Source organism: Yokenella regensburgei ATCC 49455 (genome assembly GCF_000735455.1).
GTDB lineage: Bacteria > Pseudomonadota > Gammaproteobacteria > Enterobacterales > Enterobacteriaceae > Yokenella > Yokenella regensburgei.
The window spans coordinates 1-20,145 of record NZ_JMPS01000081.1 but is presented as its reverse complement, the minus strand read 5'-3'; the positions used below and the strand labels follow the sequence as shown (position 1 = coordinate 20,145).

22 protein-coding genes and 1 pseudogene are annotated in these 20,145 nt (G+C 55.5%); 13 read left to right on the top strand and 10 right to left on the bottom strand.

The window, feature by feature from the left end; translation table 11 throughout:
* Positions 1-61: 61 nt before the first annotated feature.
* Positions 62-730, bottom strand: a complete 669-nt coding sequence (hxpB, locus tag GYRE_RS20640; protein WP_006819622.1) for a hexitol phosphatase HxpB — start codon at positions 728-730, stop codon at positions 62-64.
* Between the two features lie 131 nt (positions 731-861).
* Between hxpB and GYRE_RS20635 the strand changes: the two genes are divergently transcribed.
* Positions 862-1,398, top strand: coding sequence for a YniB family protein (locus tag GYRE_RS20635; protein ID WP_006819623.1), 537 nt, complete (start codon positions 862-864; stop codon positions 1,396-1,398).
* Positions 1,399-1,433: 35 nt separating this feature from the next.
* Here the strand turns inward: GYRE_RS20635 and yciA are convergent, their stop codons facing one another.
* The 3 genes and pseudogenes from yciA to GYRE_RS20620 form a co-directional block, all read right to left on the bottom strand.
* The gene (yciA, locus tag GYRE_RS20630; RefSeq protein ID WP_006819624.1) at positions 1,434-1,832 is read right to left on the bottom strand and encodes an acyl-CoA thioester hydrolase YciA; all 399 of its coding nucleotides are present in this window, start codon (positions 1,830-1,832) and stop codon (positions 1,434-1,436) included.
* Positions 1,832-2,369, bottom strand: a pseudogene (locus tag GYRE_RS20625) (septation protein A). Before GYRE_RS20625 ends, yciA begins: the two are co-directional and overlap by 1 nt.
* A gap of 53 nt (positions 2,370-2,422) precedes the next feature.
* Entirely contained in the window at positions 2,423-3,166 is a 744-nt protein-coding gene (locus GYRE_RS20620) for a YciC family protein (protein WP_006819626.1), read from the bottom strand.
* Positions 3,167-3,522: 356 nt separating this feature from the next.
* On the opposite strand from GYRE_RS20620, the gene ompW reads away from it, so the two are divergent.
* The 5 genes from ompW to umuC all read left to right on the top strand — a co-directional run bounded on the left by ompW (position 3,523) and on the right by umuC (position 6,831).
* On the top strand, positions 3,523-4,158 hold the full coding sequence (gene ompW, locus GYRE_RS20615; RefSeq protein WP_038258120.1) for an outer membrane protein OmpW: 636 nt from the start codon (positions 3,523-3,525) through the stop codon (positions 4,156-4,158).
* Between the two features lie 117 nt (positions 4,159-4,275).
* Positions 4,276-4,401, top strand: coding sequence for a hypothetical protein (locus GYRE_RS25140; protein WP_258521983.1), 126 nt, complete (start codon positions 4,276-4,278; stop codon positions 4,399-4,401).
* 90 nt (positions 4,402-4,491) lie between these two features.
* Positions 4,492-4,983, top strand: coding sequence for an anti-virulence regulator CigR family protein (locus GYRE_RS20610; RefSeq protein ID WP_006819629.1), 492 nt, complete (start codon positions 4,492-4,494; stop codon positions 4,981-4,983).
* Positions 4,984-5,150: 167 nt separating this feature from the next.
* Positions 5,151-5,585, top strand: a complete 435-nt coding sequence (umuD, locus tag GYRE_RS20605) for a translesion error-prone DNA polymerase V autoproteolytic subunit (protein ID WP_038258118.1) — start codon at positions 5,151-5,153, stop codon at positions 5,583-5,585.
* Entirely contained in the window at positions 5,569-6,831 is a 1,263-nt protein-coding gene (gene umuC, locus GYRE_RS20600) for a translesion error-prone DNA polymerase V subunit UmuC (RefSeq protein WP_038258003.1), read from the top strand. Before umuD ends, umuC begins: the two co-directional genes overlap by 17 nt.
* 105 nt (positions 6,832-6,936) lie before the next feature.
* Here the strand turns inward: umuC and GYRE_RS20595 are convergent, their stop codons facing one another.
* A complete protein-coding gene (locus GYRE_RS20595) occupies positions 6,937-7,398 on the bottom strand; it encodes a GNAT family N-acetyltransferase (RefSeq protein WP_038258001.1) in 462 nt (153 codons plus the stop codon).
* A gap of 126 nt (positions 7,399-7,524) precedes the next feature.
* On the opposite strand from GYRE_RS20595, the gene pdxR reads away from it, so the two are divergent.
* The 6 genes from pdxR (at position 7,525) to GYRE_RS20565 (ending at position 11,432) form a co-directional block, all read left to right on the top strand.
* The gene (gene pdxR, locus GYRE_RS20590; protein WP_038257999.1) at positions 7,525-8,994 is read left to right on the top strand and encodes a MocR-like pyridoxine biosynthesis transcription factor PdxR; all 1,470 of its coding nucleotides are present in this window, start codon (positions 7,525-7,527) and stop codon (positions 8,992-8,994) included.
* Positions 8,995-9,108: 114 nt separating this feature from the next.
* Positions 9,109-9,591: a cold-shock protein gene (locus GYRE_RS20585; protein WP_006819635.1), complete on the top strand. Its 483-nt coding sequence runs from the start codon at positions 9,109-9,111 to the stop codon at positions 9,589-9,591.
* Between the two features lie 28 nt (positions 9,592-9,619).
* Positions 9,620-9,865, top strand: a complete 246-nt coding sequence (locus tag GYRE_RS20580) for a DUF2543 family protein (protein WP_006819636.1) — start codon at positions 9,620-9,622, stop codon at positions 9,863-9,865.
* Between the two features lie 78 nt (positions 9,866-9,943).
* Positions 9,944-10,219: a YcgL domain-containing protein gene (locus GYRE_RS20575; protein ID WP_006819637.1), complete on the top strand. Its 276-nt coding sequence runs from the start codon at positions 9,944-9,946 to the stop codon at positions 10,217-10,219.
* A gap of 13 nt (positions 10,220-10,232) precedes the next feature.
* Positions 10,233-10,892, top strand: coding sequence for a fumarylacetoacetate hydrolase family protein (locus GYRE_RS20570; RefSeq protein WP_006819638.1), 660 nt, complete (start codon positions 10,233-10,235; stop codon positions 10,890-10,892).
* Positions 10,893-10,985: 93 nt separating this feature from the next.
* Positions 10,986-11,432, top strand: coding sequence for a YcgN family cysteine cluster protein (locus GYRE_RS20565; RefSeq protein ID WP_209319596.1), 447 nt, complete (start codon positions 10,986-10,988; stop codon positions 11,430-11,432).
* 63 nt (positions 11,433-11,495) lie between these two features.
* Here the strand turns inward: GYRE_RS20565 and GYRE_RS20560 are convergent, their stop codons facing one another.
* Genes GYRE_RS20560 through GYRE_RS20540 form a run of 5 tightly spaced genes read right to left on the bottom strand, consistent with a single transcriptional unit; the run spans position 11,496 to position 19,459 of the window.
* On the bottom strand, positions 11,496-13,685 hold the full coding sequence (locus GYRE_RS20560; RefSeq protein ID WP_006819640.1) for a TonB-dependent siderophore receptor: 2,190 nt from the start codon (positions 13,683-13,685) through the stop codon (positions 11,496-11,498).
* A 26-nt stretch (positions 13,686-13,711) separates the two neighbouring features.
* The gene (locus GYRE_RS20555; RefSeq protein ID WP_006819641.1) at positions 13,712-15,034 is read right to left on the bottom strand and encodes a lysine N(6)-hydroxylase/L-ornithine N(5)-oxygenase family protein; all 1,323 of its coding nucleotides are present in this window, start codon (positions 15,032-15,034) and stop codon (positions 13,712-13,714) included.
* Positions 15,031-16,773, bottom strand: coding sequence for an IucA/IucC family protein (gene iucC / locus GYRE_RS20550; RefSeq protein WP_038257995.1), 1,743 nt, complete (start codon positions 16,771-16,773; stop codon positions 15,031-15,033). Before iucC ends, GYRE_RS20555 begins: the two co-directional genes overlap by 4 nt.
* A complete protein-coding gene (locus GYRE_RS20545) occupies positions 16,770-17,717 on the bottom strand; it encodes a GNAT family N-acetyltransferase (RefSeq protein WP_038257993.1) in 948 nt (315 codons plus the stop codon). Before GYRE_RS20545 ends, iucC begins: the two co-directional genes overlap by 4 nt.
* Positions 17,717-19,459 carry an IucA/IucC family protein gene (locus GYRE_RS20540; protein WP_038257990.1) on the bottom strand — a complete coding sequence of 581 codons (1,743 nt, stop codon included), beginning with the start codon at positions 19,457-19,459 and terminating at the stop codon, positions 17,717-17,719. Before GYRE_RS20540 ends, GYRE_RS20545 begins: the two co-directional genes overlap by 1 nt.
* Positions 19,460-19,597: 138 nt before the next feature.
* Between GYRE_RS20540 and GYRE_RS20535 the strand changes: the two genes are divergently transcribed.
* Positions 19,598-20,145: MFS transporter (locus tag GYRE_RS20535; RefSeq protein WP_038258116.1), on the top strand; the 548-nt coding region annotated here is incomplete at its 3' end.

The following is a 20,145-nucleotide window of genomic DNA, read 5'->3' as shown; positions in this document are numbered from 1 at the left end:
CTCTTTGTCACAAAACCCAGTAAAATCAGGGCGGGTAGCCGAATTGCTACCCGTCTGGTGATTAACCGAGCAGGTTTTCGGCGGTCAGCTGCTGCAGACTGGTTAATTTCACTTCAGCCAGCACATAGCGGGGGTCGTTCTGATGCTCGTGGTCCGGCACCACAATCGAGCGCATACGCGCCGCTTTACTGGCAATCATGCCGTTAACGGAGTCTTCCAGCGCCACGCAGCATAGCGGGTCGATACCCAGCTTTGTAGCACAGTCGATGTACACCTGCGGGTGCGGTTTGCTGTACGGCAGTTTTTCAGCGGAAGCCAGCGCATCGAACTGGTCGCGCAGATCAAACATCGTCAGCACTTTTTCCAGCATGTGCAGCGGAGAAGCCGAGGCGAGGCCCACTTTCAGCCCCTGAGCTTTGCACAGGGCAACGGCTTCGCGCACGCCCGGCAGCAGCGGACGGCTCTCTTCCACAAGCGTAATGGCACGACTGATGATGCGCTCCGTCACTTCGGCACGGCTCGGGCCGTCCCACGGCTGCTGGGCGAACCACAGATCAACCACCATATCGATACGCAAACCGAGCGTATCCGGCAGTTCGCTACGTCGGGAAATATCCACCCCCAGACTTGCTATCACATCCAGTTCAGCACGATCCCACAACGGCTCGGAATCAATGAGTAATCCATCCATATCGAAAATAGCGGCAAGTATTTGGCGCGGGGTTGACATCAGAACCTCTCCTTCAGGCTTATCGGGAACAGTCTCTGCGCATGGTAACGTATTTCACCTGAAAGATCGGGCGAAATTTGCTGGCTGCGGGTAGACTTAGGAGCACTGGAGCGTCTTTACAAGGGGAACTCATGACGTATCAACAGGCTGGACGTATTGCCATTCTCAAACGCCTTGCAGGATGGGTGATTTTTATTCCGGCAGTCCTCTCCACACTGATATCCGTGCTGAAGTTTATGTATGAGCACAGCGAAAAAAAGCCGGGGATCAGCGCCGTGATGCAGGACTTTGCACACGTCATGATCGAGATGGCGCGTTTTAACACGCCTTTTTTGAACGTATTCTGGTACAACTCACCGCTGCCGGATTTCAAAAACAGCCTGAATATTCTGTTCTGGATTATTTATGTGCTGGTGTTTGTCGGGCTGGCGCTGCAGGCCTCCGGAGCCCGAATGAGCCGCCAGGCGAAGTTCCTGCGCGAAGGGGTGGAAGACCAGATGATCCTTGAGAAGGCAAAAGGGGCAGAGGGGCTGACGCGTGAACAGGTTGAGGCGCGGATTGTCGTGCCGCATCACACCATTCTGCTGCAATTCTTTCCACTGTATGTCCTGCCGGTGATTATTATCGTGGTGGGCTACTTCTTCTTTTCATTGCTGGGCTTTTTATAAAAGCATTCCGGCCGCAGAGTGCGGCCGGAGAGAGGTTACAGCGTTGGCAGCGGGCGGGGTTTCCCTTCGCTGTCGACCGCGACGTAGATAAACAACGCCTCGGTGGCTTTATAACGCTGGCCAATCGGCTCGGACGACACTTTCTTCACCCACACCTCAATATTGATAGTGATCGAGGTCTGGCCGCGCTTCACGCAGCGTGCGTAGCAGCACACCACATCGCCAACCGCGACCGGGCGTAAAAAGGTCATACCGTCGACCCGTACGGTCACCACGCGACCATGGGCAATCTCTTTTGCCATGATAGCGCCGCCAATATCCATCTGAGACATCAACCAGCCGCCAAAAATATCACCGTTGGCGTTGGTATCAGAAGGCATGGCGAGGGTGCGTAATACCAGTTCACCGTGCGGAACGTTTGTTGCTTCGGTCATTATTGATCATCCTGCGGCATGTGGCGGTAAATATAGACTCCACTCAGCAGAGTAAAGACCAGCGTCAGCGCCGTCAGGCCGAACACTTTGAAATTGACCCAGATATTCTGCGGTAGCCAGAACGCGATATAGATATTGGCAAGCCCACAGAGAATGAAAAATACCGCCCAGGCGATATTCAGCTTCGACCACACTTCCTGCGGCAGGCTGATCTCTTTGCCCAGCATGCGCTGGATAAGCGGCTTTTTCATTACCCACTGGCTAATCAGCAGGGCACCGGCAAACAGCGCGTAGATAACGGTGACCTTCCATTTGATGAACTCATCGTTGTGGAAGAACAGGGTCAGACCGCCAAACACCGCCACCAGAAGGAAGGTGATCAGGGCCATTTTTTCGACCTTGCGATAGCGCACCCAGCTGTAAATCAGCACGATGGCGGTAGCAATAATCAGCGCCGTGGTCGCGGCATAGATGTCGTACAGCTTATAAAAAGCGAAGAATACGACCAGCGGTAAAAAAATCCAGAAACTGCTTCATACTTCGGTTCCGTCATTCAGTCATGGCCCAACGGGCCGGGCCATGGGATAAGTTTAGTTGCGAATCAGCATATACAGGCGGAATAAATAGACCAGCAGCACCGCGGAAATCAGGTTGCTGAGGGTATTTACCACCACCGCGCCAATGTACGGCGTCAGCACGGCAAAATCAGAAGCGAACAGCAGCAGCAGGGTCTTTGCCAGCAGCCAGAAGATAACCGCCGGAGCCACCAGACGCATGTTCGCCCACGCGAGCTTCATGCTGCTGCGCATGGCGCCAAAGATGCCGAGTTTATCCTGAACCAGCATCACCGGGGCGAAGGCCAGCACAATGGCCAGCAGTACGCCAGGCACCACGACCAGCATCACACCCATCTGCACCAGGAATGTGGTGACCAGAATCAGCAGAAACAGCTTTGGCAACACCGGCGCGCTGGCACCGATAGCCCGCAGCGCGCTGACGCGATGACCGGCTGAAACCAGCTGGATCAGTAACAGAACGCCGCCCGCGAGGATGGCGTTAGCAATCAACCCGGAAAAAGTAGACGCCGCCGAGGCGCGTAGCAGAATTTGCTGCTGCTCCGGCGTCATGTTCTGGACCAGTTCAAACAGCCCGCCGCTACCTGCCAGGTTGTCGCCCTCGCGCAGTACAGAGAGCTGCTCTTCGCTCGGTGAAAAGGCATGACCCAACACCACGGTGATAAAGGCGCACAGCAGTGCAATCAGTAAAATGGTAACAAACTGATTACGAATAAAATTACCCGTGTCACGGTAAACGGACTGCGCCGTGATAGACATGCACTCTCCTTGAGTATTGCAGGTGTTAATTAGGCCGCAATTGTAACTCAGATGAGCGCCGCGTGGCAGCATCAACTCGGGTATGGAAAAGCATATCTTTGTAAAGGCGACGTTTGCATAAACGTGATGACCGGGCGAAGGACACTCGGCAGGCGCCGGGAAAGTGAGTGCATGTAATGAAGAAAACCGGAAAATTGATATAAATTCCATTTGGTTGCTTCAAATTGGACGTCAAAATTAATCTGGATCAATAAATGTTAAATCATTAGACCTAATGTGATCTGAGTTGGATCGTTTTTACCTCATTGTGGGTATATTTGCCCGCGCTTGTAAAAAACCATAATGAGGGAATGGATATGAAGAAACTTGCAGTGGCGGCACTGGTTTTAAGCAGCCTTTCTGGCGGGGCATGGGCGCATGAAGCGGGAGAGTTTTTCATCCGAGCGGGGACGGCGACGGTTCGCCCGACCGAAGGTTCAGACAACGTTCTGGGCAGCCTCGGCAGCTTTAACGTCAGCAACAATACCCAACTGGGATTAACCTTCACCTATATGGCGACGGATAACATCGGGATCGAACTGCTGGCGGCCACGCCGTTCCGCCACCAGGTAGGAACCGGACCGACCGGGACTATCGCCACCGTGAATCAGTTGCCACCAACGTTAATGGCACAGTGGTACTTTGGCGATGCTAACAGCAAAATGCGCCCTTATATTGGCGCGGGTATCAACTACACCACCTTCTTCAATGCAGACTTTAACGATACGGGTAAAGATGCCGGGTTGTCCGACCTGAGCCTGAAGGACTCCTGGGGCGCTGCGGGGCAGGTTGGTTTTGATTACCTCCTCAACCGCGACTGGCTGCTGAACATGTCGGTCTGGTACATGGATATCGACACCGACGTCAAATTCAAAGCCGGCGGCGTGGATCAGAAAGTCAGTACTCGTCTGGATCCGTGGGTATTCATGTTCTCCGCGGGCTACCGCTTCTAAGCCCCATCAACAGAGCTGGTCTCCTCAGACCAGCTTTTTTTCTTCACTCCTGATAGCTTACGTTAACTATCGGCCCTGTATGATGCCGGTCATTGATGCAATGACAGGATGGTAACAGTGATGATGAAGTGGTGTACCGGTTTGCTCCTGCTGGCTTGCTTCCTGGGGGGAGTGACGATGTACTACCTGGCTATCGATCAGTTAGATTGCGATATGATTTTCCTGGGCGGCGATGACGACTGATTCTGGCTCGGAAATTAAGACGACGACTATTGCGACCCACCCTTGCGGACTCTAGATTAAAAGCATCTCAGTGCCTTTTAAGGATGGATTATGTCAACGCAACGTAGTGGTCTTATTTCCGCTGTGGCGCTTTCCCTGATTGCCTCGCTATTGTCGACGCCGGTTCTGGCGAATCCCGGAAATGGCAATGGTCATGGCAACGGCAATGGCGGCAATAATGGCAATAGCGGTAACCATAGTTCCCAGGGGAATAATGGTAAAAATAACGAATCTCATGGCAGCTATAAGAATAATGGTAACCCGGCGAACGTCGGTGCTGATGTGAGTTTTTCCGATGCGCGAAGACTCGCTGTGCAGTACGGGTTGACCGGATACAAATCCTTGCCGCCGGGGATCGCCAAAAATCTGGCCCGTGGGAAACCACTCCCTCCCGGTATTGCGAAAAAGACCGTCCCGGCTTCAATGCTCAACCAGTTGCCGCACTATCCAGGCTATGAATGGCGCGTGGTCGGGGATAACCTGGTTCTTATCGCCCTCAGCACCGCGATTGTCACCTCCATCATCAACGGGGTATTTGACTGATTGCGTTACCGCGTTGCGCTGGAATTTACAAAACAATAATCGCTGGCTTGCCAGAGCATTAGGATAACGTCGGCGATAAAACCAGCAAACCGTGACGACACGCGGCTTGAACATTACCTTCAATAAAACTACTGTATATAAAAACAGTATTGTTGATGGTGATTATTATGCAGTTTCTCACATCCAGAGAAGGGGAAGCGGTAGTTGAACTTCCCCTGTTCACTGACCGGGTGTCGTGCGGCTTTCCAAGCCCGGCCCAGGACTACGTCGAAGACACGCTTGACCTGAATCAGCTGGTGGTCAAGCACCCGAGCGCAACCTACTTTATCAAAGTTAGCGGTGATTCCATGATTGGCGTGGGCATTGGCCATGGCGACCTGCTGGTGGTTGACCGCTCCCTGACGGCAGAGCATGGCGATATCGTGGTCGCTGCCGTGACGGGTGAATTTACGGTGAAGGAGCTGCAGGTGCGACCATACCTGCAGCTGGTTGCGCATAACCCTGACTATTCTCCTATTCGTTTTCATGCTGGCGAAGAACTACAAATCTTTGGCGTGGTGACGCACACAATTAAAGCGCACAAATATGTTCGCGCTGGTTGACGTCAACAGCTTCTATGCTTCCTGCGAGACCGTTTTTCGCCCCGATCTGCAGGGGAAACCGGTGGTGGTAGTTTCCAATAACGATGGTTGTATTATTTCGCGTTCGTCGGAAGCCAAAGCCCTGGATATCAAAATGGGCGCGCCATATTTCAAGATCAAAGATGATTTGCGCCGCCAGCGGGTAGCGGTTTTTAGCTCGAACTATGCGCTATATGCCGATATGAGCCACCGCGTGATGCTGACGCTGGGTGAGATGGCGCCCTCCATTGAGGTTTATTCCATCGACGAGGCGTTTATTGATCTCTGTGGTGTAGAGAACTGCACGTCGCTCGCGCTATTTGGCCAGCAGATGCGTGAACGGGTGCTGAAACATACCGGGCTCACCGTCGGTGTGGGAATAGCGCCAACCAAGACATTGGCAAAAATAGCGAATTTTGCGGCGAAAACGTGGAGTAAAACGCAGGGGGTGGTGGATCTTTCCGACGGTGAACGTCAGCGGAAACTGCTGGCTCTGGTGCCGGTAGCAGAGGTATGGGGGGTTGGTCGGCGGATCAGCAAAAAGCTCAACGCGATGGGCATCGAGAATGCCTTACAGCTGGCGAACAGCTCCACCTGGGTAATGCGTAACCATTTTAATGTTGTGCTGGAGCGCACCGTGCGCGAGCTGCGCGGCGAGTCCTGCCTGGCGCTGGATGAGTTTGCGCCAACTAAACAGCAGATAATCTGCAGCCGCTCATTTGGGCACCGCATCACGGAATACCGCGACATGCACCAGGCTATCTGCGCCTACGCCGAGCGCGCCGCAGAGAAGCTACGCAGCGAAAGGCAGTATTGTGGTGCAATAAGTATTTTTATGCGCACCAGCCCGCATGCGGAAAACGAAATTTTCTATGGCCCGCAGGCCAGCGGCCGCCTGACTATCCCCACCAACGATACCCGCGATATTATCCGTATTGCCACGAGCGGTCTCGACCGGATCTGGAAAGACGGCTTCCGTTATATGAAGGCCGGGGTGATGCTGAGCGACTTTTTTAGCCAGGGCGTCGCGCAACTTAATTTGTTTGATGAATATCAGCCACGGCAAAACAGCGATGCGTTGATGGACGTTGTCGACAGTCTCAACCATTCCGGGCGTGGCACTATCTGGTTCGCCGGACAGGGGATCCAAAAAAGCTGGAGCATGAAGCGTGAAATGCTGTCGCCAGGCTATACCACCCGCTACGCCGATTTACCGGTAGCGAGGTAGCTGACGTTTTTTTTATTTCGGGTTGGGGAAAAGTATTTGGCGCGCGATCTGCGGTCCTGTAAATCAGACCGCAGAAAAATTAATCGAAATATTCGTGCTCTATATTTACATATAGTATTCGATCATGCCGCTTTTCTTCGCCACCCAGTCGTAGAGCCGTTGTCCGCGAAGGTTCGTCTCATGGGTGTGCCAGTACACGCGGGAGGAGTGGCGTTTACGGGCATGTTGTTGAACATACTCAATGAGCTGCTTACCAATATGTTTGCCGCGAACATCTTCGTTCACAAATAAATCTTCAAGGTAGCAATAATCTGATTCCGCCCAGGTTGAACGGTGAAAAAGATAATGAACAAAGCCGACGATTTTACCATCGCATTTAGCAACGGCGCAGAACATCGGTTCAACAGGATTTAGAAAACGGTCCCAGGTTAATTGCGTCATATTATCTGAGAGTTCTGTGCGATAAAATATCAGATAATTTTTCCATAGCGGTAGCCAGTCGGCAAAATCTTCTTGTACGGCGGGTTCAATAGTTATTTTGCTGGAGTCAGTACTTTTATTGTTCATAGGTCTCCTGATATCTGGATAATCAGTGGTATTCTGTAGAGACGATCCTAAATGCCTTCCACGCCGAGGCATAGGGACACTTTATGGATATTTATAGGATCCACTTTTTACATAAGAGTCAGAGCGATGAAAAAAATAAACGCACCTCTGTTTCAGGAACTCCTCCTGGAGAAAGGTGTTATCAAAGAGCAGGTCTACCATGCTCTGCGTAACGCGATAGTAGAGGAGCGTTTGCCGTTGGGGTCGAAGATCCCCTCAACCCGCGCGCTGGCAGAGATGATGTCCATTTCCCGCAACTCGGTTATCGCCGGTTACGACAGGCTGGCCGATGAAGGGTATATCGTCACGCTGAAGGGGGCTGGTACCTTTGTTGCGCAAAGTATCCCCGATAGCAACATCAGTAATGGTTTCTCAAAAAAGCCGCAAAAGAAGGATATCCCTACTGATGGCCCGCTAAATGCCGATATTGCGCGCGTGCGCAACCTGTGGTCTGAAGAGCCAGAGGGGGATGAGCGCAATCCACTTTTTTGCGTTGGCGTTGGCTGTACAGACCTGGTTCCCCATGGAATATGGGGACGATTGCTCGGGCAGGTCTGGAAAGAGTCACGCTATGAACTCGGCCTGCACACCAGTTCCCAGGGATTTCTGCCTTTAAGAAGGGCTATCAGCCACTATATCCAGTCGACGCGCGGCGTTAACTGCGTTGAGGATAATATTATTATCGTCAATGGGATCCAGCAGGCGATGAGTATCACCGCCCGGGCGCTGCTCTCAAAGGGAGACGAGGTCTGGCTGGATGATCCAGGTTACAAAGGCGCTCGTGGTGTCTTTATGTCAACGGGGGCGCTGGTGAGGCCGGTTCGGGTTGATGAGGAAGGCATGGATGTGAGTGATGGGATCCGCCGCTTTCCGCTGGCAAAGCTTGCTTATGTTGTGCCTTCAGACCAGTACCCGCTAGGCGGGACGCTGAGCTTATCCCGCCGTCGCGAGCTTCTCGACTGGGCCGACACTCACCAGGCGTGGATCTTTGAAGATGACTATAACAGTGAGTTTCGCTACGCCGATCGCTCCGTGCAGGCGCTGCAGGGGCTGGATACGCAACAGCGGGTCATCTATGCCGGGACATTCTCAAAAATGATGTATCCGGAGTTCCGCATTGGATTTTTAGTGGTTCCTCCCGGGCTAAAAGAGCAGTTCGTGGTCACCAAATATCTTGCCGATCTCAGTACCGGCTATCTGGAACAGGCGGTGCTGGCGCGCTTCATTGAAGAGGGCCACTACGCCCGGCATGTGCGACGGGTGCGTAAGGCGTGCTATGAGCGAAGAACGGCGGTGGTAAAGGCGATTCAACGGCATCTTTCCGGGAAAATGACCGTCCAGCAGTCGGACTCCGGCGTGCATATTGTCTGCTGGCTGCATAATGGTCTGACGGGACATGAGGTTGAAGTGAAAGCCCGTCAACTGGGGATGGGGATACAGTCATTAAGTCACTATTATCACGGAGAGACCTCACGCGAGGGGATCCTGATTGGTTTTGCCAATCATCCTCCGCAGGCGATGGTTGACGGTATTCGTCGCCTGGCGGAGGTGATTTAAACGACGACAGACAGTAAACTAAGAGTAGAGCAAGGCATGGTTTGAGCGGGCGTTGTGCATTACACTGCGCGCTGTAAAAACTGAGTAGATAAACGATTAGGTAGGTAAGCTGCAATGGCGATGAACGGAACGATCACAACCTGGTTTAAAGATAAAGGTTTTGGTTTTATCAAAGATGAAAACGGTGACAACCGCTATTTTCATGTGATTAAGGTCGCTAACCCTGATCTGATTAAAAAGGATGCGGAAGTCACTTTCGAACCCACGACCAATAACAAAGGGTTATCGGCGTATGCGGTAAAAGTGGTGCCGGAAAGCAAATACATTTATATCGCCGGTGAGCGACTGAAGCTGACTTCTATCAAATCTTACCTCGTGTACAGTGAAGAAGTGCCGGCTGAGACCCGCATTGATAAAGAGAATGCGGTGCTGTCTGTCGGCGTGCTGATGAGCAGTATCAGGCCCAAAACCGACACGAAGCCAGGTGAGATGCGCTCACTGAAAAAACTGGCCATCACCACTTTCCAGGGCACGACGTTAATTTTCTCAGAAGATGAGATAGACATCGACGCCACGGTAAAAATGCTTAAGGTCTGACACGGGCGCTAATGCCCCGGAGCGATTCATGAACAATGAAATACCACTGAAATATTATGACATCACGGAAGAGTATGCGACGGAAGCCGCCCAGCCGGTAAGCGAGGCGGAGCACGACTCGCTGGCGCACTACTTCCAGCTGCTGCTGACCCGCTTAATGAATAACGAAGAGATTAGCGAAGAGGCGCAGGTTGAGATGGCCCGTGAAGCCGGTATCGATGCCAAACGTATCGATGATATCGCCGAGTTTCTGAACCGCTGGGGCAATGAATAACGTCTTACGCCATGCCTTGTGGTACGGGTTTCAAAGATGTTAGCTTATGCCAAAACAGGGCAGTAAAAAGAGTCAATTATGTTTTGTGTTATCTACCGTAGTGCTAAACGCGAGCAAACCTACCTGTATGTCGAGAAAAAGGACGACTTTTCTCGTGTGCCGGAAGAGCTCATGCGTGGCTTTGGTCAACCGCAGCTGGCAATGCTGTTGCCGCTGGACGGACGAAAAAAGCTGGCTAATGCTGATATTGAGAAAGTGAAAAAAGCACTGGAAGAACAGGGCTATTACTTACAACTCCCACCCCCGCCGGAAGACCTGCTGAAAATGCATCTCGGCAAGGCGGAGAAAAAATAATCAGGGGAAGCGAATGTATCAACACCATAACTGGCAGGGTGCGCTGCTGGATTACCCGGTAAGTAAAGTGGTTTGTGTTGGCAGTAACTACGCTAAACACATTAAGGAGATGGGCAGCGCGACGCCGAAAGATCCGGTGCTGTTTATTAAGCCAGAGACGGCGCTTTGTGATATCCGCCAGCCGTTGGCGATCCCCCAGGACCTGGGTTCCGTGCATCACGAGGTTGAACTGGCGGTCCTGATTGGCGCCACGCTGCGTCAGGCGACAGAAGATCACGTGCGAAAAGCAATTGCCGGTTATGGTGTAGCGCTGGATCTGACGCTGCGTGACGTTCAGGCGGAGATGAAGAAAGCCGGGCAGCCGTGGGAAAAGGCGAAAGGGTTTGATAATTCATGTCCGATCTCCGGTTTTATTCCCGCCGCCGAGTTTAAACACGATCCGCAGAACAGCACGCTCAGCCTGACGGTGAATGGCGCAGTACGCCAGCAGGGCAGTACCGCAGATATGATCCATCATATTGTGCCGCTGATTGCCTACATGAGCCGCTTCTTCACCCTCAAGCCGGGTGATGTCATTCTGACCGGTACTCCGGAAGGCGTTGGTCCTCTGCAGAGCGGCGACGAGCTGGAAGTGAGTTTAAACCAGCTGTCCCTCACGACCCGCGTACTGTAAAATAGCTTTGCCGCCGTTTCGGGCGGCAAAACTTGCATCGACGTGCCAGAGTGGTTATAAGGTGCACCCTGATTTTTAATGGCGGACACCCTTATGAGCGATACTCCTTTCTGGCAAAGCAAAACTCTCGACGAAATGACCGACGCGGAGTGGGAGTCGCTGTGTGATGGCTGCGGCCAGTGCTGCCTGCATAAGCTGATGGACGACGACACCGACGAAATCTACTTCACCAACGTCGCCTGCAAGCAGCTGAACATCAAAACCTGCCAGTGCCGTAACTACGAACGCCGCTTCGAGTATGAGCCGGATTGCATCAAACTGACCCGCGATAACCTGCCTACCTTCGAATGGCTGCCGCATACCTGCGCCTACCGTCTGCTGGCGGAAGGGCAGCCGCTACCGACCTGGCATCCTCTGCTGACCGGTTCAAAAGCCGCGATGCACGGTGAACGCATTTCCGTGCGCCATATTGCGGTGAAAGAGGCCGACGTCGTCGACTGGCAGGATCATATCCTGAATAAACCCGACTGGGCTCGTTAAGTGTTGAAAGAAAAAACGCCACGGTTTTAACCCGTGGCGTTTTCATTAAACCTAATAACGAGATTAGAACAGCACGGAATAGTTCATACCAAAGGTACGGCCACGGCCTTTATAGGTGTACAGCCCCGGTGCGCCATAGGTCGGGCTGTAGAGCCCAGGTGCACGCTGTCCCCAGACGGTGGTGTAGTCTTTGTCGAACAGGTTCTCGACGCTGAAGCTGAGTTTACCCACCGGCAGGTTGTAGCTGCCGAGGAAATCAACGGTGTTGTAACCGTCAATTTTCTTACCGGCGGCGTCGGAAACGTCGAAGGTCTGTGTGCTCTGCATGCGCAGAGTCCAGTCGCCCGGCGCCCAGTTCACCCATGCGCTCACCTTAGACGGGCTGGCGCTGTCGACGGTTAATTTCTGCCAGCTGCCGTTCACACGGGTCTCAGACTTAATAGCGTTAAAGTTGGAACCAAGGCTCCAGTCACTCTCGCTAAAGAAGTAGTCCACCTGACCTTCCACCCCATAAATACGACGTTTGTCGTCTTCCATGGTAATGGTCATGTCGGATTTGTTGATGTTGATGGTCTTATCGGAGAGCGAGTAGTACGCCGCCACCTGGGTGCGCAGGTTATCGCCGGTCAGACGCCAGCCGAGTTCATAGGCGTTAACCTTAATACCGTCGAGCTTAGAGTCGTTCACGTTAACGCTGTTGTTGAGGCGGTAGTGGCCGTTAACCAGCGTGTAGTTGCCGGAGCCGTAGTACTTCGCCAGATCCGGGATTTCAAAGCCCTGTGAGAAGTTAAACCACACCTGCTGACGGTCGGTGACATGGCCGAGGATCCCGGCGTTGAACAGGAAGTTGTTATAATCGGTTTTCCCGCCTGGCACCGCATCCGCAGAGGTTGCCTTACCGGTGGCAATGGCCTGCTGCTGGGCATAACCGACGAAATCATCGACCCGGTTTTCGGTGTACTGATAGCGCACGCCGCCGCTTAAGGTGATGGCGTCAATATCGTAACTTGCCTGCAGGAATGGCCCAAGGTTGGTGATGCTATAGCTCGGGTAACGCCCTACGTTATAGGCGTTCTTGAGCGTCATCCCACCGCTGGCGGCGGCGGTAGCGAGGTCAAAAAACTGCTGGTTGGCGTTGAACGACTCGTGATCGAGGTCGACGCCCCAGGTGAGGGTTAAATCGTCAACCGGCTTGCTGTTTACCGTAAGCTTACCGCCGTAGAAGTCGGTCTTCTGCTGGGAAGCGCCAATGCTGGTGACGGTACCTTTGGTCAGCGTCGGGAACGGGTAGAAGGTCAGGCTCTCGTCGCGATAGTAAACCTGCGCCACCAGCTCCTGGCCGAGGAAATCGGTGTTGGAGTACTGAAGGTTAATCAGGTGACGCTCGGTACCCGGCAGACGGTCAGAGTCGAGATTGTCCTTGTTGTAGGCTTGGGCATCCCCGGTCACCGCCGAGAAGTTATCGCCGAGGAACAGGCCATGCTTACCGTCGGACTCGCTCTTATAGTACTGGGTCGTCAGCTGCAGCTGCTGGGTCTCATTGATGTTGATGGTCCCGGTACCCATGATATCCAGACGGTCGGAATACTGCAGGCCGGTCTGCGTGTTATCAATGATGACCTCATCACCTTTACCGTCGTACCAGCCGCCGTAGCGCTGATAGGCCACGGAAATACGCCCGGAGGCGTTGTCGTTACCGCCGCTGACCGCTGCCGCAATGTTATCGTCATGGTCGTTGTGGCTGTTGAAGCCGGTTTTGGTTCCGGTCTGGAACTCAACTTCGGTTTCCGGCTGACCTTTTTTGGTGACGATATTAATAAGGCCACCGGTACTACCACCGCCGTACAGCGAAGTGGCACCGGAGATAACTTCGATACGCGAGATGTTAAACGGATCGATAGAATCCAGCTGGCGGCTGTCGCTGCGCGAAGAGTTCAGGCGCACGCCGTCGACCATCACCATCATCGAACGACCGCGCATGTTCATGCCGTAGTTGGTGCGGCCCTGGCTGCTGACGTCCATACCGGGAATGAGCTGAGCCAGCACTTCTTTCAGCTCTTTTCCGCCCTGAACCTGCTGCTCAATTTCAGCCTGTTCAATCACCCAGGTAGTCTGTGCCATATCTGTAACGCTGTGGTTGGCGCGGCTGGCGGTCACCACTAATGACTCTTCTTTATTGTCTTGTGCCGATGCAGAGGCAGAAAGTATTGCCAGAAGGCAAGGATTTAAAACCCAAAGATAAGGACGCTTCATTGTTATAGTGTTCCTGGTTTACTGTGTTAGTACTCAGTGGTTTTTAGGGGCTGTGAAACCTGGCGTAGATCGTGGCTGGCCTCACTGCGCCAGTGGATAACACCAGGGGTGGTGGAAAGCTCAAACGGTGTGCCAGGGTGCGCCCGGTTGATAATCCGCGCCGCGCGCCAGGCCATCAGGCTCAGCTGTGGTTCGGCGATGCCGAGGCTGTGCATCCCTGCATTCACGGCAAACAGGCGGTTGTGCTGCGGGCCATCCCATTCCAGAGAAAAATCGGTATTGACCACGAAGTCTTCGTCACGGGTCAGACGCAGGCGCGGCGCCAGCGGAGCCAGAAACGCCGGACGCGCCGGGCTGTAGCCGGTGGCAAAAATCACTACGTCGGTGTCCAGCGTCTCTTCACCGTGATCGAGGTGGTGGCGCAGGGTCAGGCGCTGGTGCTCATCCTGGGGGCTCACGCGCGTTACCGAGCGGGAAGGCAACAGGTGCGCCCACGGTTTTTCGCGCAGCACCTCGAAGCGGTGGTACATGGCGCGATAGATAGCCAGCAGCGATTCGGTGGTGATGCCGTCGGAGGTCATCTTCTGCTCGCGGAGCATCTGCTCACGGGCCGCTTCACCGAGGGTGGCAAAGCTTTCCAGGTACTCCGGAGTAAAGTACTCGTTGGCGAAAGCGGCCTCGTCGAGCGCGTTGTAATTATTCCGCCGTGAAACCCAGTTCAGCGCTTTCGGCTGGCCCCATTCTCCACGGAAGATGTTGAGGAACAGGTCCGCGCCGCTCTGACCCCCGCCGACAACGGTGACGCGTTTTCCGGCGAGGTCGGGGGTGCGCAGCATCATTTCACTCGCGTGGAAGCAGCGGTCGCTCTGCTCGTTGACGCAGGCGGGCAGGTTAATCTGCTTACCGATGCCGAGGCACACGTGGCGGGCAAAGAAGCGGTCGCGTTGGGTCACCACTTCAAACAGGCCGGACTTCTCGTCGTAGCTCACCTGCTGCACCTGCTGGCTGAAGGCGAGGTTGGTCAGGTTGTCGGCCGCCCAGCACAGATAGTCAGCAAACTCTTCGCGGGAGACGGTGCGCTGCTCGGTGGTCAGAAAACGATAGAATTTTTTACGCTTTACCAGATAGTTCAGGAAGCTGTGGCGGTTGGTCGGATCGACCGCGCTCACCAAATCTTTCAGGAAACTGGTCTGCATGTAGCAGTCCGGCACCATCATCCCCGGGTGCCACGAGAAGTGGGGCTTACGCTCGAGGAACAGCGTGCTGAAGCCTTCCAGACCTTCGGCCAGCGCGGCAATACTTAAGTTGAATGGGCCAATACCAATGCCAATGAAATCATAGGTTTTCATTCTGCGGACTCCCTGGAGACCAGATAAAGCGGGTTATCGAGATCGGTTAAGTAATTCGGCAGCATGCGGCTACCGCCATCGTGTTCGGAGAAGGTGAGCTTCACGGGATTCAAAATCACGCGGATGATTTGCGGTTTGAACAGGTCAAACAGCGCGAAGCGCTCTGCCATCTGCGGGTGCTGTGCCATGTAGCGCTCAAGTACGCAGGCGAGCAGCTGATAGAAGCGTTTTTCGCTGACGCCACACTGCTCGGTGAGGCGGGAGATAAAGCGCAGCACGGTAACGAAATGGCCGGTCTGCAGATCATGAATGATGTAGTCGGCGCTAAGGCGCGCAGTGACATCTTTCACCGGCTGCGGCAGGGTGTCGGCCTCCGGGAAATTGATATCGACAAGGCGCATATCGCCCTGGAAATCCTTCAGCAGAATGCGCTGCGGCACATGGTCTTTCATCACCAGAGTGACGTTCTGCCCGTGGGCAATCAGCGCCACGCCGTAGCGGCACAGCAGGTGGTAGAACGGCAGCACTACGGCGCTAAACATCTGCGTGAGCCATGCCTCAGCGCTCAGACCGGAGCGCGCAATCCAGGCGTCAATCAACGGGCGGCCCTGGTCGTCGCTTTCCATCAGCGCGGCCATCAGCACCGCCTGCTCGCCATCCTGCAGATAGCACGACGGGCTTTCGCGCCAGATAACCCCCAGCATCTCCTGATAGCGATAAGGCGCGGCAGGCAGCGCGGCGTAACCGCGGTGCGCCAGATATCCGGCGGCAGGCTCGCCCAAAATTTGCGCCCCCAGTGCCTGCAGGGTGGCATCGCCGGCAAACTGCTGCTGCAACCAGCGTGAGGCCAGCGGCCCGGCGGCGATGTATTTTCCCGGGATCCCGCGATAGCAGGAGGTGTTGTAAATGGTGAGCGGTAGCTTGATATCAAAAGCTGAGCGGCGGCTGACGTTAGTCAGGGTGCGCAGCGACTGCTGAGCGAGGTACTCGTCGCCAAACTCGCCGAGACTGACGATTTCACCACGGGCGATCTGCGCCACAAAGTGCAGGGCGATTTTTTGCTGCCACTGCCACGGATGCTGTGGCACCGGCAGCCAGTTGTGGTCAAGGCCCAGCGCCTGCCAGTGCTCGTTAAAACGCTGGCGTTCAGCGTTATCCATAGCGCTTGCCAGCAGGTTACCGATATCGCAGTCGGCGTCGCTGCTCCAAACCAGGCTTTCACGGCGAACCGCTATCCAGTGCAGGCGAAAACGCCCGCGATACTCCGGCGCATACTGCTGCAGCGCATCGAGGCCCCAGCCGCGACGGCCCTTGTTGAAGATGAACTTTGGGTGCCCGGCAAGCAGACACTGCAGCTCGTCCGGGTCGAGGTCGATAAGCGCATCGGCACTCAACCCTTTACGGGCAGAGAGCAGTTGCAGATCGCCGCGCAGGGTGGCGTAGAGATCTTCCAGATGCTCGGCGGTTTGCGCATCGCTCATCCCCAGCACCTGCGCCAGCTGACGCAGCGCGTTTTCCGCTTCAATCGGGGTATGACTCTGGTTGCTGAGCGTGGCGCTATCAATATGCAGCCAGCCCCAGATCCCGCGCCTGGCGCTGAACTGCCAGCGCTCATCGCCCAGTGAAATCGACCAGCGCTGTGGCGCGGTTTCTTCAGCGGAAATGGCGCGCTCGTACTCAAGCTCGGCGAGGATCTTCGCTACCATCTCGCGGTTAACCTGCTCCCACGCGCGGATCATAGCCCCACCTCCGTGAAGAAGCGCTGACGTTCGCTCATCACCAGACGCGAGCGTTTATGCGGGAAGTCGAACTCTTTAACGGTGCTAAAACCGGCGACCGGCAGGTGGCGGAACAGGCGCTGGTTGTCAAAGCGAGGTTCGGCAACAAGGCGGGTGGTACGGGGTTCGTCGAGCCACAGATAGTGGCTGATACCGCGCAGCCAGCTACGGATGTACTGCGCACCGCGCCACTGCTCTTCGCCCACCAGCATGTGCAAACCGCGATCGAACGGCTGCCAACGATAGTGGCGACCAATACGGTCTTCCGGCGCCCAGTAAATTTCGAAATAGCCAAACGGCTGGTCGTCAAAACAGCCGATCAGCGGGTAGCAGTAGCTTGAGTCCAGCTGCTTGCGCAGATAATTTTCCTGCTCTGCCTGCGGTCCGGCCATCTCCCAGAAGGCATTGACGCGCGGGGCGTTCATCCAGCGGGTGAAGCGCCCGGCATCTTCTTCAAGGCTTGCGATCCGCAGGCTCAGGGTACGGTTAATTTGCGGATCGTAGCGGCGATAAACCTCGCCAGTGGGGCGCGCCGGGCGTACCGGGAAGCACAGCTGGCGTGCGTCATCAAACTGCAGATCGTGACGAGGCGTCGCGCGTTCACCACAAAGCCACAGCGGCAGCTGCCAGAAGGTCTCGCGGGAGAAGTAATCGCTCTGCGCCAGCGCAAACAGGCGCGTTGCCTCTGCGTGATGTTGCCACTGCGCCCACGGCAGAGTGACGCCAGAAAGCTGAGGCGCGGCAACGAACAGCTGATCCAGCGCATCAACCAGCCAGCCGTCTTCTGTGCCGTCGATGAAGAGCAGCACCGCGCTGCCGTCGAGCCCCAGCGACAGCGGCAGCGCCACATCACGCAGCGCGCAGCGGAAGCCGAAACCGTCATGAACAATCTTCGCGTGCGGCATCAGGCAGGCTCCTTATAGAACGGGTTCAGGAAATCGAAATAGATAACCGCCGGATCGACGATGGTGTTTTCGTTGTGGTCGTGCAGGTAACAGAAGAAGTTGCCTTTGCAGTTCCAGTGCTGACCGTCGAGCACGTAGTCAAGGCAGCGGGTGTCCTTCGCGGTCTGGCGTAATTGCGCCAGCGCATCGCGAACCAGCGCCATCAGGCTCTCTTCACTGTCGAATCCGGCGGCGCCCAGCGCGGCGGTAACCGCAAGCGTCGAGTTCACCAGCAGGTAGTAAGGGAAGTAGCGCAGCAGCTGGGCTTCGCTGAAGCGGTTTTCTGCCTCCAGCTCGTTCTCTTCGCGCAGCCACTCGTCGGCGCCTGCGGTAAAGGCGCTGCCCTGGCAGTCGCGATAGAGCAGGCCGACCGGCAGGTCCTGCTGCATCTCCACCAGAATGTTTTGCTGGTGGGCGAGCAGCACCAGGCCGTAGTCCGCTTCGGCGCTGAACAGCGGCAGCAGAACGCGCTCGCAGTAGGCTTCCACCCAGCAGCGGGCGGCGGTCGCCAGCGGCAGATTCAGGCGCTGGCTGAGGCGCTTAACGGCGGCGGCGAGCAGGCTATCACCCCCGTCTGGCGCGGCCTGGGTCAGGCTCACCAGGACGTTGGTCTGGCTCTGTGGGGTGTCAAACAGCAGGTTGACGCGCAGCGCCATCAGGCTCTCTTCCTGCACGTTGCCGTGGTCGTCCAGCACACCGACCCAGCCGTCTTCCTGCATCACCCGCATCGTCGGGTAGCGGGTCTGCAACGTTTGCCAGCGCGGGGTTTGCGCCAGGCGTGCGAGGCGCATGCCGCGTTTCACCTCTTTGACCGACAGCGTGCGAACCGAGTTGGTCAGACGCACGCTGAGGGAGAATTTGATCATGTCGTGATTGCTTTCGCTGTACAGCGAGCGCGATGAGCTGGTCGGCAGCCAGCGGGCACCGGCCTCGCCTAAGTCTTGCAGCGCACCGCGCTTCACCAGCGCCTGGCACCACGCCTGGGTGAGCAGATGTTCGGCCTGCCACGGGTGCATCGGCACCAGCCAGCAGTCGTCGGTGAAGTGGTGCAGCAGCTCCGGGGCACTCTCAGCGGCAAAGCGCAGCAGGCGGTCGCGCAGGGTGTGCGTCAGGCTGTCGCCGGTGACGAAATGGCGGTCGAGCGCAAACCAGCGCAGCGGGAAGCGGGAGGCGAAATCCGGCAGATAGCGACGGGCTTCGCTCTCGTTAAAGGGTTCGTGTGATTTTGGCGCCGGGTGAAATGCGTGTCCCACCAACAGCGCCTGTTCTGCCTCGGCAAAGTTCAGCGGGCGGGCGCGCAGATTGCCCCAGTCATGGCGGATATCAATGGCCTGCCAGGTATGGCTATGGCTCTCCAGTACGCGCCCGGCAAAGCGGGTCAGTGTTTCTTCTGACAGGCCGCCTTTGACCGAAGGTTTTGCCAGAACTTTTTCAACCAGCTGTGAAAAATCAAGAGCTTGTATGTTGTCGCTATCGGAATGAATAAGCACGGCGGGGAAGCGATACTGGTGATGCTGAGTGGGTGAGAAATAGCGTAACGGAAGACGAATAGCCTGGGTGTTGCAAAGCGGCAGATGGATGAAGGCGGTATCAGCCGAGGTGTCGGCCGGGTGGTACTGCCAGTCATCCGTTTCGCGCAATAGCGCATTCAGGAAACACTGGGCCGCGACGTCGGTATCGGTCTTGCGGGGCAGGGAACGCATAACAGAATCTCACTCCATGACTGATAATAATTCTCGTTATGATATTCATTCTATTTACACTGACAACTATTTTTGTAATATTTATTTTCATTAACTACATAATTTCCTCACATTTTTTGACACTATTTTCACATTTATATGAGCATATCCGCGCAGGAAGTCAGTGAGAAAAGTACCCTGAAACCCACATGGCCACTGGCGTTGTGCGCCGGTTTACTGGGGATTGGGCAGAACGGTTTGCTGGTGGTGTTACCACAGCTGGTCTCAATGACCGGATTATCGTTATCGGTGTGGGCCGGGTTGTTGATGCTGGGATCGATGCTGTTCCTGCCTGGCTCACCGTGGTGGGGGCGTCAGGCCGAGCTGCGTGGCTGTAAATTCGTGGTGCTGTCGGCGCTTGGGGGCTATCTTGCAAGCTTCGCCCTGATGGCGCTGGTGGTGTGGGGAATGGCCGCCGGGGTGGTAGGGGCGACGTTCGGGATCGTGGGGCTGGTGATTTCCAGGGTCGTCTACGGCCTGACGGTATCGGGGATGGTACCTGCCGCCCAGACGTGGGCGATGCAGCGCGCCGGGCAGGCGCACCGGATGGCGGCGCTGGCGTCGATAAGCTCGGGCCTGAGCTGTGGTCGTCTGATAGGGCCGCCGCTGGCCGCCGCCGCATTGAGCCTGCAGCCGCAGGCGCCGCT